The following is a 15294-nucleotide window of genomic DNA, read 5'->3' on the forward strand; positions in this document are numbered from 1 at the left end:
GACGGCGCCGTCGCCCAGTACCCGTCCCGCGCGATGCGGCACGGTGCCCTGCTCCGCGTCGAAGGGGAGCCCCTCCAGCGGCACCCCGCGATAGCCGACCGAGCGCAGCACCACCTGCGCCTCGATGTCCTCGTACCGCCCGGTGCCCGTCACCCCGCCGCGTCCGTCCGGGACGGTCCGCTCGAAGCGCACCGCGCCCACCCGCCCCCGGTCCGCCAGCAGTTCGACCGGGCGCAGGAAGAAGCGCAGCCGGATGCGGCGCGCACGGCCCTGCGGCGGAGCGGCGGCCCAGCCGCGCAGCACCTCCACATTGCGCCGGTTGGCGGCGGGCAGCGCCGAGGGGTCGGCCCAGGCCGGGTCGAGGGCCAACTCCTCCGGATCCACGACGACTTCGGTGTCCGGCAGTGCGCCCAGCTCGCGCAGCTCCTTGGTGGTGAAGCGGGCCTGTGAGGGGCCGCGCCGGCCCACCATGCTGACGTCCGTGACGTGGCTGGCGGCGAGCGCGGTGAGCGCCGCGTGCGGCATGTCGGTGGGGCTCAGCTCGGTGGCACCGCGGGCCAGCATGCGGGTGACGTCGACGGCGACGTTCCCGACGCCGATGACCACCGCCGTCCGGGCGCCGAGCACGAAACCGTCGGCGACGGAGTCGGGGTGCGCGCTGTACCAGGACACGAACTCGGTCGCCGACCAACTGCCCGGCAGCTCCTCGCCCGGCACTCCGAGATGGCGGTCGGTGGCGGCGCCCACGCAGTAGACCACCGCGTGGTACAGCTCCCGCAGCCGCGCCGTCGGCACACCGCCCGGACCGACCTGGACGCCGCCCAGGAACCGCACCTGCCCGTGCTCCAGGACCATGCGCAGGTTGTTCTGCAGCGACTTGATCTTCTCGTGGTCGGGTGCCACTCCGTAGCGCACCAGGCCGTACGGGCACGGCAGGCGGTCCAGTACGTCCACCCGCACCTCGGGTACCTGGCTCTGCTGAACAAGGCTCTGGGCGGTGTAGACCCCACTGGGCCCCGAGCCGACGACGGCGACATGCAGCACGGCGGAACTCCTTACCCGACAGTGCGAGGAGATCGCTGATGGCTCCAGCATCGCACCGCCCGGGCCGGGAAGGGAGGGGGCCGACACGCGGCTGGTCCGACGGGGTGCCGCGCGGCCCCTCATGCGCGTGCCTCTTCGCATGGAATGTGATCATGCGGTTACGTACCGTATGTGCTAGAAGCATCCTTTCTTAATCTTTCTGATCGTTATCAGCCGGATGGTGCGGTGTCCGTGTGGCCCGCCTGGGAAGTGCAGGAGCACGAGAGCGCCCCGTCCTGGTGCCACGAGATCGCCACGTCCTGGTTCCACGTCCGACTCGCCTTCGCGGACGGCGCCCAGGTCGATGTCCTCGCCGTGGTCTGCGACGGTGCCGTCTCCATCGAGGACGTGCGCGCCCAACCTCCCCTGTCCCTCGACGACTTGGCGGTGCTGGCCGACTGGATCGAGGAGCCGCTCTTCGAGGCGTGCGGCGCCGGCATCGAGCCGCCCTGTGAGCCCCACGCGGACGAGGCGCCGAGCCGCGCCCGGCGGGCATGGCCGCGCGGCCCGGAGGGCACCTGGCTCGTCGCGGAGGAGTACCGCGCGGCCCAGGAGGACGGGGTGGACCCGGTGCTCGCGGTCATGTGCGCCACCGGCCACAGCCGCCGCCGCTCGCTCAGGCTGATCGCCGGGGCGCGCGACGCGGGATACCTGACACCTCGTCATGCGCGGCGCTGAGCACGGTTGTTGAGGCGTGAACGCGTCGGCTGACCGGAGCTACTGGAGACCGGCCTGCCATGGCCGGCAGCCATTCCCGTAGGCCGGCCTGCTACGACCGCCCCGCGCTCCCGTCGGCCTCCGCGGCCGGATCCGCACCCGGCTCGGCGGCGAGGCGCCCCGTCGCGAAGAAGCGCGAAAGATCCGTGTCGCGCGTCCCGTCGGGCACCTCGGTGCCCGGCGGGACGCCCATCTCCCAGTCCAGCCGGTACCGCTTGAACAGCTCGGCCCGCAGCGTCGGGACCGGCATCGGGACACCCGGCACCAGGGCCGCGTACACCGCACCCATCAGCAGTGCGCGCAGCATCGGATAGTCGGCGGCGTCCGCCGAGCCCTGCCCGGCGACCGTCTCGCCCAGCAGCTCCGCGAGCCGCTTCTGCTCCGGGCACTGCACGAACCCCTCGGCCTGCAGCAGCCCGGCCATGTGCTGGCGCATCAGGACCGGCCGCTCCCGGGCCAGGCCCAGGATCGCGTCGATGGCCCGCGCCATCCGCTCCTGGCCGTCCGTGGTGCGCGGTTCGCGCTCCAGCGCCTCCTCCAGCGTGCGGTGCATCAGCCGGTGCACGGCCGACTGGACCAACTGCCGTTTGCCGGGGAAGTAGTACGACACCAGTCCGCGCGCCGAGCCGGCGCGATCCGCGATGTCCCCCAGCGTGGTCGCCTCGTAGCCACGCTCGCTCACCATCTCCACCGCGGCCTGCAGGAGCCGCTCCCGGGAACGCCGCCGCAACTCTTCATTGACCGAGGCGCTGCGCGGGGACATCCTGTAACTCCTGCGTTGACTGGCTGCCAGCCAACTATACTCAGCGAGTCCGTGCCAGACCTTCACAGGGCTGTTCCGGGCTGCCCTCTGCTCTGGGTGACGCGGGGGATCATCCAGGGCAGAGGGCGGGGGAGAGAGCCGTGCCGGGTGGGGGCCTGGCACGGCTACTTCCTTTTGACGGCTTCGTTCCAGATCAGCCGTGGGATGCTCGGCTTGACCTCGTGGGTGACCACGCCCATGGCCCTGCGGACATAGCGCCCCTCGGACAGCTCCCGGAGCATGCTCGCGGCGAGGTCGGCCCGGGCCGTGAAGACCCCGTCCGCGCTGTCCTCGGCGACCAGGGCCCGGGTCGGCTGCGGATGGTCGAAGAGACCGGAAGGGCGGGCGATCGTCCAGTCCAGGCCTCTCGCACGGATCAGCGCCTCCATCCGGCGCATGTCGACGTGTGCGGTGCGGGCGATCACACGGTTCACGTACGGGTCCAGCACATGGTTGAAGAAGAACGCGCCGCTGGGGCGCCAGTCGGGGTCCAGGACGCTGGAGCTGACGACGATCAGCCGCTTCACGCCGTGGCGCTCCATCGCACGGAGGATGTGCGTGGCGGCCGTGGAGTACAGGGTCACCGGCTTGCGGCCGGGCGGGACGCCGAGCGCCGAGACGACCGCGTCGCTGCCCGCGACCACCCGCTCGACCGCGTCCGCGTCGGTGGCATCCGCGTCGGCGACGGTCAGCCCGTCGCGTGCCGTGAACAGCTGCGGGCGGCGTGTCACCGCGGTGACCTCGTGTCCGGCGTCCAGGGCCTGTTCGACCAGTTGGCGTCCGGTGGGGCCACCCGCTCCGAAGACGACGATGCGCATGAGCTCTCTCCTGCCATGAGGACCGGCCGGTGTGCCGGTTCGTGATGCCTTGACACTGCCGCCCGGCCCGCTGGATATTCAACGCTGATGAATAAAACCCGTGGCCGCCCGCGCGGCAATCCGCCCACCAAGGCCCGCATCGCCGAAGTGGCCCGTGATCTGTTCCTGGAGCACGGCTACCAGCGCACGACCCTGCGAGCCGTGGCCGCCGCGGCCGACGTCGACTCGGCCCTCATCAGCTACCACTTCGGCTCCAAACAGGGTCTGTTCGGCGAGGCGATGAATTTGCAGTGCGGGCAGTCGCTGGCCATCGTCCACGCGCTGCGCGGAGATCCGGCGGGGTTGGCCGACCGGATCCTGGCCGCGGTCACCTCGCTGTGGGAGGGCGACGCCACGACGCCGCAGAGTGCCGCCGCCGGGCCCATGTCCGTGTTCGACCGGACCTCGATGCAGGACCCCGAGGTCATGCGGGTCTTCCGGGAGTTCCTGGAACGCGAGGTGCTCTCCAAGATCGCGGATTTCCTCGGGGGCCCCGACGCGACGGAACGTGCCACCGCCGCCGTCACCGTGATCGGCGGTCTGATCTTCACGCGGTATCTCAGCCCCCTGGGCCCGGCGGCGGCGCTCGGCGCGGCGGACGTCCGCAGGATCCTCGAACCGTCACTGCGGGCCGCCCTGCGTCCGCGCCGCGTGCGTCAGGTGGTGCGCGCCCGCTGACCGGTATCTGTCGCAGAGTCGCCGTGGCGTCCTTAGGGTGGGCTGGAGTGCCTGCGGTGCCGAGGAGGCGGTCGACATGGACCAAGAACAGATCCTGGCCAGAATCTCATCGATGGTGGAGGACGAGCGGAGGCTCCGCGACGCCCTCGCGTCCGGAGAGATCGACAGCACGACGGAACACGAACGACTGGGAGAGATCGAGCGCGAACTCGACCAGTGCTGGGACCTGCTGCGCCGGCGCCGTGCGAAGACCGAGTTCGGGGAGAACCCCGACGAGGCACGCGTACAGCCGTCGTCGCAGGTCGAGGGCTACCTGGAGTGACCCGTGGCCGTCGACAGCGACGGTCCGCCGAGAGAGGTCCCGCGCATGGGCACGGAACGCGGAAAGCCCTACCGGGGCCAGAGCATCACCGTCACCTTCGAGGGCACGCGCTGTCTGCACGCCGCCGAGTGCGCCCGCGGCCTGCCCGAGGTGTTCGACACCGGGCGCCGGCCCTGGATCACCCCTGACGCGGCCGCCGCCGACCGCGTGGCCGAGGTGATCCGGCGCTGCCCCTCAGGCGCGCTGCAGTACGAACTCGCGCAAGGGCCACCGGAGTTGCCCGACCTGCCCACCACCGTCGAGCGGACCGCGGACGGCCGCCTGGTGCTGCGCGGCGATCTGCGGATCCGGGTGCCCGACGACGACGGGGTGCGCACGGAGACCCGGGCGACACTGTGCGGGTGCGGGGCGAGCGGCCGTCAGCCCTACTGCGACCACTCCGGGGTCTGCGGCAAGGACTGACCCGCACCGCGTGCCGTCAGCCGGCCAGGTCGAGGACCGGGCGGAGTCCGTCCGGACGTGCTGTCACCGGCAGATGGTCCACGAAATGCACGGCGCAGCCCAGTGCCGCCGCGCCTCCGTCCGCGCGGCGGTCGTCCCCGACCATCAGCGTGTCCTCGGGAGCGACGCCCAGCGCGTCGCAGGCGGTCGCGAACAGCCGCGGGTCCGGCTTCTGGATGCCGTGCTCGTAGGACAGGACGTAGGTGTCCACGTACGGGTCGAGCCCGTGGTGGCGGAAGACCGGTCGCATGTCCCAGCCGATGTTGCTGACGACACCGATCGAGACCCCGCGCCGGCGCAGCGCCGCGAGCACCTCGGCCGCGTCGGGGTAGGCCTGCCAGGCGGCCGGGATCATATGGCGGTCGTACAGCGCGTCGTACAGACCGGGGTCGGGCAGCGGCACCTGGCGGGCGACTCCCGTGTACGCGGCCCGGTGCGACTCGGCGCTACGGTCGCGGTTCGCCCATAGCTCGGTGAGGTCGCAGGGCACCGGGACCGTCGGTTGTGCGCCGCCGGGCAGCGCGCCGACCGACTCCAGCGCCTGCGCGGCCCGGATCAACTCCGGTTCCGACAGATGGACTTCGGCGCCCGACAGCACCGCGCGGAGCCAGGACTCGGTGGACTCGACACGGAAGAGGGTTCCGGAGAAGTCGAAGAGCACGCTTTTGATCGCCATGAGAGTGATCCTTTGTGCCGGGACCCCCGCCGGTCAAGGCCGGTTCATGCCGGGCCGGCGCTCGTAGGAGGCCACCGCCAGCGCGACCAGCAACGCCCCGAACAGCCAGCCTCCCAGCACGTCCGACGCCCAGTGCACGCCCAGCCAGACCCGGGTCACGCCGACACCCACGACGGACACCGCGGCCAGGGCCACTGCCGTACGCCACAGGACGCGCCCGGCGCCGTACAGCCGAAGCAGCCAGAGCAGGAGTCCGCACACCACCGTGGCCGTCAGGGCGTGGCCGGAGGGGAAGGCCGCGAAGTGGGCGGAGTCCACCGGGTCGGGCCAGCTGGGACGTTCCCGGCCGACCGCCGCCTTCATCACCTGCTGCACCAGTGCGCCCAGCGCACATGTGGCGCCGAGCCACAGGGCCGTCCTCCACGCCGATCGGCGCCACACCAGCCAGACCATGGCTGCCGCGCACACCGCGCGCATCGTCCAGGGATCCCACACCCAGTCGCTCAGGATGCGGAACACATGGGTCAATCCGGGGTTGTCGACCGCCCAGCGGTGCGTGGTGCGCGCGATGTCGCCGTCGAGCGAGAGCAGGGGACGCCATGAGAGCACGACCAGGAGCAGCAGCAGCACCGAGGGCACGGCGAGGACCGCGACGGTGAACGTCGCAGCCCGTGGGCCCGGAGTGCTGGACGGTGAGTCGACGGGCGGGAGGTGCATACCGTGATCCTCGCCGATGACCGGGACCGGAGGCCAACCCCTGGACCACCGGACACCACTCTTCGGCCTCAGGGGACGCGTCAGCCGAGCGCCCGCAGCCCCGGGACGAACGCCACCAGGACCGGAACCACCGGAACCAGCGCGGCCGCGGCCGTCAGGCGCAGCCTTCGCGCCGCCGTGAGCCGGTCCGGGGGAGTCAGGAGACGGTTGACACGCTGCGGAACGTGCGCCTGGGGAGTGGGACAGGGGCCGAACACGCCGCGGTCCTCGTTCAGTTCGACCAGGGCGAGGGCGATCGTGAGACGGCCGAAGCGGCGGGACGCCACGTCGTCGGCGGCGAGTTCGACCAGGCGGTGCATCTCGTCGCGGAACGCGGCGAACACGGGCACCTGCGGAAAGCCGTTGGCCAGCGCGGCCGAGCAGTGCAGCAGCCAGTCGTGGCGCGCCTGCGCGTGCCCCTGCTCATGCGCCAGTACGGCATCCAACTGGCGCCCCTTCAGACGGCGCAACGCAGCGGTGGTGATGACGAGTTGGGGCGCCGCTCCCGGCAGCCACCAGGCATCGGGGCGCTCGCCCTCCAGGACCACCAGCCGGTCGCTGCGTGGTTCCTCGCCGGGCAACAGCGGAGCGCGTACGAGGAGTTCGGCGCGACGCCGCCGACGACGCGTCCGGGCCCGTACGACCTCACGGACGAGCATCGCCCCGCTCCAGGCACCGCCGCACGCGAGCGCCACAGCCGTCGTCGCGGCCCAGGGGCTGCCGGTGCTCTGCGCGTAGGCCTCCACCACCGCGCGCGGTGCCCGAGCGAACACATGTCCCCGCACGGCCACCCAGGCCTCGGCCGCGCTGAGGGTCATCGACAGGGCGCAGCACAGCAGGACGGCGGCCACCACGCACTGCCACACCCACAGCGCGACCACCGGCTCACGGTCCGGCCAGTCGGCCAGGGCGAGCAGCCGCGGGGCGACGACGGCGGTCAGCGCGCCGAGCAGCAGCAGTGCCGCGGGGACCATCATGGTCGAAGCCTATGAGCGGGGCGTCGCCGGTGGATACGGGCTGCGAGGGCAAGTGACGTACGCCACGGTTTCGTACAGCGCCTCACCGTCGGGGCCCAAGCTCCGTGAGGCCGTCGGTCTTTGAGCCGGCCAGGAGCGGTGTCAGAGCGTGACCAGCATCGCCAGCATCGCGATGCCCATCGACAGCCGGCAAGCCCTCGCCAGTTCCGGGCGATCGCCCCAGCCGAGGTTGCGGGTGCCTCCGCCGACGGCCACGGTCGCGAGGGGCAGCAGCCGGACTCCGGACCGCACCACGTATCCCGCGAAGTAGAGCAGCAGCAGTCCGGTTGCCAGGGGCGCGCCCGAGCCGCCGTGACCGTGGTGTCCGGGGGAGGTGACCATCACGCCCGCCATGTAGACCATGGCGAGGGAACCGACGAGGTGGTGCAGATGGTGCGGGTCGGTCCGGGCCGCCCACAGGGCACGCAGAGCGGCCGCGCCGAACACGGCCGCGTAGGCCGGCCAGGTCCAGCTCGGCGGCGCCGCGACCGCGGCGGGAACGGCCATCACGGCCATGCCGAAACCCATGAGTGCCTCGCCGCCCGCGGTACGGCGCTGTTCCTCGACAGCGCTGCGCATCCGCAGCAGGCAGTAGGCCCCGGTCGCCGCGCACAGCACGACGAGCAGCCAGCCGGGCGAAGCCGGTCCGTGCACCGCGTACCTCCCGCTTTCCGCTCGACGCTGTGACGCCTCGATCTCGCCCCGTGGATTTCCCGGAGGTCGGACAGTCGGTCTAGAGATGCCCGGAGCGTCTGGTGCGCACGCGAGCGCAAGGGTGTACACGGGGGAGCGTGCGGTATCGAAGCGCAGGTGGGAGTGCATGGTTTACGAGTAAAATACATGCTAATCTTGCAGGTATGAGCAGTGCGACCCACAGATCCCAGCCGGTACGTCGGCTTCCGCTCGCCGGCGTGCTCCGCGTCGGCAGGCCCTCCGACATCTGGTTCAAGCCCGCACTGAGCGTGGTCGCCTCGACGGCACCACCGAACCTGACGCTCCTCGCGCTCGGGCGTCTGGACCTGGCGATGTACACGATGGCCGGGTCGCTGTGCGCGCTCTATGCCCACAACCGTCCCTACGCCGCCCGGGCCCGCACCCTGGCCCTGGTCGTGCTCGGCATGCTCGGCGGTCTCGGTGCCGCGCTGGTCGCCGCCTCGCTCACCACGAACACCGTCGTCCTGGTCACCGTGGGCGCCCTGCTGGCCGCCGTGCAGAAGGCGCTGTGCGACGCCACCCGCGTCGGCCCGCCCGGGCATGTCGTCCTCACCTTCATCAGCTCCGCCGCCCTCTTCGCGCCGCAGAGCCTTGGCCAGATCCCCGGCCATCTCGCGCTCGCCGCGGCGGCGGGCGTCTGGGCCTGGATCGTCGGCATGGCCCCGGGCCTCGTCCGTCCGCACGGGCCCGAGCGCCGCGCCACCGCGCACGCCCTGAGCGCCGCGGCCGCGTACGTCGAGACGATGAGGATGAAGAGGGCGAAGGGGACGGCGGAGGCGGAGGGGAACGGTGAGGCGGCCGCTCGCACCCGCGCCGCCGCGGTCGCCGCCGTCCACGCCGCATGGCAGTCGCTGCTGTCCACCGGCACCCGCACGGCACCTCGGCGCGCCCTCGAACGGCTCGTCGTGCGCGCCGACGTCGCGCTCGCCGCGCCCGCCGACACCCGGCCCGAACGGCTGCGTGCCTGGGCCGGCGAACTGTGCGGCACCGGACCGGTTCCGCACGCGGACGACCTGGAGAGCGCCGCCGACGAACTGCTCGGGGTGGAGATCGAGCTCGACACCCCCGGGCGCCCGCTGCTGAGCCGGCTCGGTCCGCTGGCGCCCATCGCCCTGCGCACCGCACTCGGCTGCGCCCTCGCCGGATACGTCTCACTCGCGCTCGGTGTCGGCCGCCCTTACTGGGCGCTGGTCACCGCGGCCTCCCTGTACCAGGCGAACGTCACCCTCACCTGGAGCCGCGGAGTCCAGCGGGTCGTCGGCAACCTCGTCGGTGTGCTCGTCTTCGCCGCGATCGCCCCGATCGCTCACCTGGGCCAGGTGGCCCTGGTGCTGTGCTGTCTCGCCTTCAACTTCGGCGCCGAGGCGCTGATCGGCCGCAACTACTGGCTCGGCAGCATCTGTGTGACCCCCATGGCCCTGCTCATCACCGAGTTCGCGCAGGCCCAGCAGCAGGGCGCGCTGATGACCGACCGTGTCGTGGACACCCTCGTGGGTGCGTTGGTCGGGTTCGCCGCGGCCGTGGCGGTCACCAACCGCCGCGCCGGTGACCGCATCGAGCACGCCCTCGACACGGTGGAAAGGGCCCGCGAGCGTGCCGCCCGGCTCCTCGGCGCCGAGCGCCCCGACTCCGCCGCGCTCGAGTCCGCCCGGCGCGGCCTGGCAGCCGCGCTCGTCGGCCTGCGCGCCGACGCCGACGCCGCGGCCGGCGAATGGTGGCAACGCGCCCTGCCGCAGGAGCGGGTGATGACGGCCGAGCAGGCCGGACACCGTACGCTCGCGGCGACGGTACGACGGCAGGGACTGCACTCCTTGGAGGGCGCACAGGCATGACGGCAGCGAACGGGCGGGCGGCGACGGCGGCGACGGGGGCAGGGGACGCTCCGGCGGAACGGGTGGCGGCTGCGAGCACGCCTGCCGGCGAGGCCGACTCTCCGGGGTACGGGGCATCGGCGGCGCCGCGGGACACCGTGGCCGCGGTGGTGCGCCAGTGGCAGGCGGTCCACCCCGGGATCGACACCGGGCCCATGGAGATCATCGGCCGCATCAACCGCAGTGCCGCGCTGCTTCAGCAGGCCGAGGACGCTCCGCTGCGCCGCGCCGGACTGACCCGCCCCGAGTTCGACGTCCTCGGCACGCTGCGGCGCACCGGACACGAGCTGACGCCCAGCGAGATCGCGCGGGAGACGTTCTCCTCCGGCGCCGCGGTCACCAAGCGCCTCAAGCAGCTCACCGAACGCGGACTGGTCGAGCGCCGCGGCGACACCCGGGACCGCCGGGTCGCCCACGTCCGGCTGACCGACGCGGGCCGCACCCTCGTCGACGGCATCCTTCCCGACCAGCTCGCCTACGAGACCACCGTGCTCTCCGGCATCGACCCCAGCCGTCAGCGTGAACTCGCCGCTCTGCTGGGCGAGTTGCTGAGCCAACTGGAAGGCCGCCTGGGAACGCCGCGCGTCTGAGGCCCCTGCAGGCCACAGCGCCGAAAACTCTCGCGCGTCGCCTTCGTGGACACCGGCCGTTGACACGGGACGCGCGCCACTCCTACGTTCGGGCAGGCCGGTTCGATGTTCCGGTCAACGTACGAAATCCCGAACAATTGTGGCGCATGTCCCGCACGGAGACGCACGCCGACGAGAGGACCCCACGCCATGGCAGCCGACTCCGAGACCGGGATCGAAGCCGGGACCGATACCGGGACGGAAACACTCGCTGTCGACCTGGGGGCCGGTACAGGTGCCTTCCACGGCGGAGCGAGCGGCACGCTCTACGGTCTGTACGGCGACGGTGTGCCCAGTCGCAACATCGTCGAGGGCATGTACGTCCGCACGGTGTCGACCAAGGCCCAGGACGGCACTCAGCATCCAGGCGCCGACGCGCTCGAAATCCTGCCGTCCTTCGTGGCCGCGGGTGGCCGGGACGTCTACGTCTACATGACCGACATCTACCGCGGCTTCCCCTACCAATGGCCCGGCGCGACGGGCGAGGAACGGCTCGCCGACTACAAGGCGAAGGTCGAGAAGCAGGTCAAGCAGGTTCTGACGATGGGTGATCTCGCGTCCCATGTCGTGTACGTGCCCTTCAACGAGCCCGAGGGGAACATGTTCGGCGAAGGGGAATGGAGCTACGACAAGGTCTCCTGGCGCACCGATCCGCAGCACTACTTCGCCGCCTGGAAGGACCTCCACCACCTCATCAGGGACCTCCACCCCGGCGCACGCATCGCCGGCCCCAACACCTGCGTCCTGTACGACGAGGTCAGGGGCTTCCTGGAGTTCGCCAAAGCCCACGACGTCCTCCCCGACGTGATGACGTGGCACGAGCTGTCGACGCCCTCCGCGATCCGCACGAACATCGCCAAGTACCGCCGTATGGAAGAGGACCTGGGCCTCGAACCGCTGCCCATCAACATCAACGAGTACGCCTTCAACTACCACTTGTCCGTCCCCGGCCAGGTCGTCCAGTGGATCGCGGCCTTCGAGGAGTGCAAGGTCGACGCCGACCTGGCGTACTGGAACATCGACGGCAACCTCAACGACTCGGTGGCGGAGGCCAACAAGGGCAACGGCCAGTGGTGGCTGTTCAACGCCTACGGGCAGATGACCGGGGACACGGTCCAGGTCACCGCGCCCCACCCCAACGAGCAGTACACGCTGCAGGGCGTCGCCACGCTCGACACCGACAAGCGCCAGTCCCGGACCCTGTTCGGGGGAAAGAGCGGTGCCGCCGACATCCTCTTCTCGAACATCGCGCCGGACGTGTTCGGGACCACCGTGCACTTCGCCGTCCAGGAGATCCCCTGGACCGGCCAGATCGGCGCCTGCGCCCAGCCGTTGAGACTCAAGGAGGGTGAACTCCCCGTCGAGGGCGGCCGAGTGACGCTGTCCCTGACCGGTCTCGACGCGATGTCGGCGTACCAGGTCGTCCTGTCGCCGGGCGGCAACGGCGCGCTCTGCGCACCGCCCTCGGCCGGCCGGCGCCGGACGTACGCGGCGGAGGACGCCACCTACACCGGGAGCGGCTACTCCAGGAACGGCCCGGAGGGGTCGCCCTCGGACGTGGAGAAGTTCGCCACCTCCGGCACCTACCACGTGGGCGGTCTGCGTACCGGCTCCGACGGCGTGCTCGCGTTCTCCGTCGAGGCGCCGCAGCAGGGCACGTACGACCTGAGCGTCTTCGCGAACTCCTGGAACCTCCACGACCTGGTGAAGGAGCAGGGCCCCACCAACGTGTTCCTGCGCGTCGACGGCAAGGAGCCCCAGGAGCTGAGGCTGCCGCTCGGTTACAAGCCGGTGGTCTGGGGGCACACCGACACCCGCGTCGAACTGACCGCGGGGCCCCACACGATCACACTCGCCGCCCAGGACCCCGAACTCGGCGTCACCCGGGGCGACGCGCTCATCGACAGGATCGACCTGACCCTGCGGGACGAGCACGCGACGGCGCCCGCGCTCTACGAGGCGGAGTACGCGGCGTTGCGTGACGGCGCCCGTGTCGACTACGCGCACCGGGGAGCGTCCGGGCCGGGCGCGGTCGTGCTTCCGCAGGGCGGCAGCGCCACCTTCTGGGTGCACGCCCACACCGACGGCGAGGTAACGCTGAGGGTTGATCAACTCGGCCTGGGAGACGGGGTGTTGACGGTCAACGGCGAGACCGTGGGGGCCGTCGTGCGAGGCGGGGTTCCGCTCTTCCTGGCCGGAGGCATCAACAAGGTCACGGTGACGGCCGGCCCGGCGGGGCTCGTGCTGGACCGGCTGCGAGTCGGGCCGGCCGCAGGACTGCTGAAGCCGACGGTGTACCCCGCCGAGAACGGCACGCTCACCGGCACCGCGCAGGTCACGGACGCCTACCCCTTCGCCACCGGCGGCAGGGCGGTCGACTGCATCGGCAAGGGCACCGCCAACGCCCTCACCCTCACGGTCACGGCGGCGCACAGCGGCCGCCACGCCCTGACCCTGCGCTACTCCAACGGCGAGCAACCGCCCGCCACCCACTACAACCCGGACCCGGTCTGCCGCCATGTCGACCTCTCCGTCGACGGGGCCGCGGCGCAGCGCGTCCTGTTCCCCACCACCTTCCACTTCAACAACTTCTGGGACCTCACCGTCCCGGTCACCCTGCGGAAGGGACCCAACACCCTCACCTTCACCGCCGACGAGCTGCCCGATTTCGACGGCGACACCTCCAACGCGTTCCAGCAGCGCTCCGCGTACGCACCGGTCATCGACCAGGTCACGGTGACTCCGCTCGCCTGACCGCAGCGGGAAGGGCTGTGCCCGCAAGGCGCACAGCCCTTTGTCCGGTGCCGTCCCCGTCAGACGTCGAACGCGGTGTCCCTGGCCCGCTTCTCCCAGACGGCGATGTCCTCGCGGACCTCGTCGAGGTGGCCGAGAACCGCGGACACGCCGTCGTCGCCCAGCGGCAGCCGCAACGGCGTGCGGTCGGCGTCGAGTGCGGCGAGGATGAGCGCAGCCGCCTTCGCAGGGTCGCCCGGCTGGCTGCCGTCGCCACCGGAGAGGAACCCGCGGGTCGCGCTGACCTTGGCATACACACCGCTGTCCGCACTGACCCCCGCCCTGCCGGTCTCGAACAACGAGGTGCGGAACCCACCCGGCTCGACGATCAGCACCTTGATGCCGAAGTCCTTCACCTCGTCCGCCAGGGCCTCCGTCATGCCCTCCAGTGCGAACTTGGTGCCGCTGTAGGCGGAGAAGCCGGCGAAGGACATCTGCCCGCCCATACTGCTCATCTGCACGATCGCGCCCGACCGGCGCTCCCTCATGTGCGGCAGCACGGCACGGGCCAGGGCGGCGGGCCCGAGCACATGCAGGTCGAACAGGTCGCGCAGCTCCGCGTCGGTGGTCTCCTCGAAGGCGCCGACGTGGGTGCGGCCCGCGTTGTTGACCAGGACGTCGATCCGCCCGTGCCGCTCCACCACATCCCGCACCGCCGTCTCGGCGGCGGCCGTGTCGGTGACGTCCAGCCGCAGCGCCTCCACCTGGTCGGGGTGGGCGGCCACCAGGTCACCCAGCGCCTCGGGCCGCCGGGCAGCACCGACGACCACGTCACCGGCGGCGACCGCCGCCTCGGCGATGGCCCTCCCGAAACCGCTGCTCGCACCGGTGACCAGCCATACCTTGTTCATGACCACTCCTCGTACACCGGCTCTTCACCGGCGTTCGTCAACCGTTCGTTCCCTGCGAACCACTCTGCTGCCGGGGGTGGTTGCCCGTCCAAGACCCAGGGTGATAACCGATAGGCATGACCACGGACGTACACGGACGGGACCTGCGCTACTTCGTCGCCGTCGCCGACGAACTGCACTTCACCCGCGCGGCAGAGCGGCTGTACGTGTCGCAGCCCGCGCTGAGCAAGCAGATCAGGGCGCTGGAGCGCCAGTTGGGCGCGGAGCTGTTCCACCGTGACCGGCACGGCGTGGAGTTGACGTCGGCGGGCGCCGAACTGCTGCCGCACGCCCGGCGCGTGCTCGCCGCCTGGGAGGAGGGCGCGGCGGCGGTGGAGCGGGCCAGGGCGGCGCAGCGCAGCACGCTCGTGGTGGGCATGAGTACGAGCCCGGGCCGCGGCGGCCTGCTGCCCGCCATCCGCTCCCGCTTCACATCGGCCTACCCGGAGGCCACCGTCCGGCTGAAGCAGGTGAGCTGGGAGGACCCGACGGCGGGGCTCGCGGACGGCGCCGTGGACGTGGCGTTCGTGTGGCTGCCGCTGCCGGACGCGCGGCGCTACGCCTGGACGGTGGTCGCCGAGGAGCCGCGCCTGGTCGCCCTCCCCGACACGCACCCCCTGGCGGCCCGCGAGGAGGTCGACTTCGCGGACCTGGCCGACGAACCGTTCCTCGCGCTGCCGGGGAGTGCCGGCCCGCTGCGCGACTACTGGCTGGCCCTGGACGCCCGGGACGGCCGCGCTCCCCGCATCGGAGCGGAGATCGCGAGCACGGAGGAGACGTACGAGGCCCTGGTGGCGGGCCTCGGCGTCTGTCTGGTGGCCGCGGGCAACGCCCCGCTGATCACCCTGGGCGGCGTCACCACCCGCCCGGTCCGCGGCGTCGGCCCCAGCCGTTACGCCCTGGCCTGGCGCAAGGAGGACGACGGGCGCCCGCTGGTACGGGCGTACGCGCAGGCCTGTCGGGGCCGAGCGCCGCGGTCATGAAGGCAG

Annotated in this window: 16 protein-coding genes; 8 read left to right on the forward strand and 8 right to left on the reverse strand. The window is 71.8% G+C overall.

Annotated elements, in window-relative coordinates; all coding sequences use genetic code 11:
- Nucleotides 1-1044, reverse strand: a 1044-nt coding sequence (locus ACN6LB_RS10840) for an FAD-dependent oxidoreductase (protein WP_445025629.1), incomplete at its 3' end; no start/stop codon positions are given.
- A gap of 225 nt (nt 1045-1269) precedes the next feature.
- On the opposite strand from ACN6LB_RS10840, the gene ACN6LB_RS10845 reads away from it, so the two are divergent.
- Complete coding sequence (locus ACN6LB_RS10845; RefSeq protein WP_445025630.1) at nt 1270-1761, forward strand: DUF6214 family protein; 492 nt, start codon at nt 1270-1272, stop codon at nt 1759-1761.
- Between the two features lie 91 nt (nt 1762-1852).
- Here the strand turns inward: ACN6LB_RS10845 and ACN6LB_RS10850 are convergent, their stop codons facing one another.
- The gene (locus tag ACN6LB_RS10850) at nt 1853-2563 is read right to left on the reverse strand and encodes a TetR/AcrR family transcriptional regulator (RefSeq protein WP_445025631.1); all 711 of its coding nucleotides are present in this window, start codon (nt 2561-2563) and stop codon (nt 1853-1855) included.
- A gap of 164 nt (nt 2564-2727) precedes the next feature.
- Nucleotides 2728-3420, reverse strand: coding sequence for an NAD(P)-dependent oxidoreductase (locus tag ACN6LB_RS10855; RefSeq protein ID WP_445025632.1), 693 nt, complete (start codon nt 3418-3420; stop codon nt 2728-2730).
- Between the two features lie 87 nt (nt 3421-3507).
- Here ACN6LB_RS10855 and ACN6LB_RS10860 point away from each other — a divergent pair, with 87 nt between their 5' ends.
- From ACN6LB_RS10860 to ACN6LB_RS10870, 3 genes are all read left to right on the forward strand, one after another.
- A complete protein-coding gene (locus ACN6LB_RS10860) occupies nt 3508-4137 on the forward strand; it encodes a TetR/AcrR family transcriptional regulator (protein WP_445025633.1) in 630 nt (209 codons plus the stop codon).
- Between the two features lie 76 nt (nt 4138-4213).
- On the forward strand, nt 4214-4459 hold the full coding sequence (locus tag ACN6LB_RS10865; protein WP_445025634.1) for a DUF2630 family protein: 246 nt from the start codon (nt 4214-4216) through the stop codon (nt 4457-4459).
- A 45-nt stretch (nt 4460-4504) separates the two neighbouring features.
- Nucleotides 4505-4921 (forward strand): (4Fe-4S)-binding protein, encoded by a 417-nt coding sequence (locus tag ACN6LB_RS10870; protein WP_445025738.1) that lies wholly within the window; start codon nt 4505-4507, stop codon nt 4919-4921.
- A gap of 16 nt (nt 4922-4937) precedes the next feature.
- On the opposite strand, the gene ACN6LB_RS10875 is transcribed toward ACN6LB_RS10870, so the two are convergent.
- From ACN6LB_RS10875 to ACN6LB_RS10890, 4 genes are all read right to left on the reverse strand, one after another.
- The gene (locus tag ACN6LB_RS10875; protein WP_445025635.1) at nt 4938-5636 is read right to left on the reverse strand and encodes an HAD family hydrolase; all 699 of its coding nucleotides are present in this window, start codon (nt 5634-5636) and stop codon (nt 4938-4940) included.
- Between the two features lie 33 nt (nt 5637-5669).
- The gene (locus ACN6LB_RS10880; RefSeq protein WP_445025636.1) at nt 5670-6353 is read right to left on the reverse strand and encodes a phosphatase PAP2 family protein; all 684 of its coding nucleotides are present in this window, start codon (nt 6351-6353) and stop codon (nt 5670-5672) included.
- Nucleotides 6354-6433: 80 nt separating this feature from the next.
- Nucleotides 6434-7369, reverse strand: a complete 936-nt coding sequence (locus ACN6LB_RS10885) for a M56 family metallopeptidase (RefSeq protein WP_445025637.1) — start codon at nt 7367-7369, stop codon at nt 6434-6436.
- Nucleotides 7370-7510: 141 nt separating this feature from the next.
- Nucleotides 7511-8062: a DUF5134 domain-containing protein gene (locus ACN6LB_RS10890; protein ID WP_445025638.1), complete on the reverse strand. Its 552-nt coding sequence runs from the start codon at nt 8060-8062 to the stop codon at nt 7511-7513.
- Between the two features lie 203 nt (nt 8063-8265).
- Here ACN6LB_RS10890 and ACN6LB_RS10895 point away from each other — a divergent pair, with 203 nt between their 5' ends.
- The 3 genes from ACN6LB_RS10895 to ACN6LB_RS10905 all read left to right on the forward strand — a co-directional run bounded on the left by ACN6LB_RS10895 (nt 8266) and on the right by ACN6LB_RS10905 (nt 13376).
- On the forward strand, nt 8266-9954 hold the full coding sequence (locus ACN6LB_RS10895) for an FUSC family protein (RefSeq protein WP_445025639.1): 1689 nt from the start codon (nt 8266-8268) through the stop codon (nt 9952-9954).
- The gene (locus ACN6LB_RS10900; protein ID WP_445025640.1) at nt 9951-10583 is read left to right on the forward strand and encodes a MarR family winged helix-turn-helix transcriptional regulator; all 633 of its coding nucleotides are present in this window, start codon (nt 9951-9953) and stop codon (nt 10581-10583) included. The genes ACN6LB_RS10895 and ACN6LB_RS10900 overlap by 4 nt, the downstream gene beginning before the upstream one ends.
- A gap of 189 nt (nt 10584-10772) precedes the next feature.
- A complete protein-coding gene (locus tag ACN6LB_RS10905; RefSeq protein ID WP_445025641.1) occupies nt 10773-13376 on the forward strand; it encodes a cellulosome protein in 2604 nt (867 codons plus the stop codon).
- A gap of 59 nt (nt 13377-13435) precedes the next feature.
- Here the strand turns inward: ACN6LB_RS10905 and ACN6LB_RS10910 are convergent, their stop codons facing one another.
- Nucleotides 13436-14266 carry an SDR family NAD(P)-dependent oxidoreductase gene (locus ACN6LB_RS10910; RefSeq protein WP_445025642.1) on the reverse strand — a complete coding sequence of 277 codons (831 nt, stop codon included), beginning with the start codon at nt 14264-14266 and terminating at the stop codon, nt 13436-13438.
- Nucleotides 14267-14382: 116 nt separating this feature from the next.
- Between ACN6LB_RS10910 and ACN6LB_RS10915 the strand changes: the two genes are divergently transcribed.
- Nucleotides 14383-15288 (forward strand): LysR family transcriptional regulator, encoded by a 906-nt coding sequence (locus ACN6LB_RS10915; RefSeq protein ID WP_445025643.1) that lies wholly within the window; start codon nt 14383-14385, stop codon nt 15286-15288.
- The last annotated feature ends 6 nt before the right edge of the window (nt 15289-15294 follow it).

Source organism: Streptomyces sp. SAS_270 (assembly GCF_052543295.1).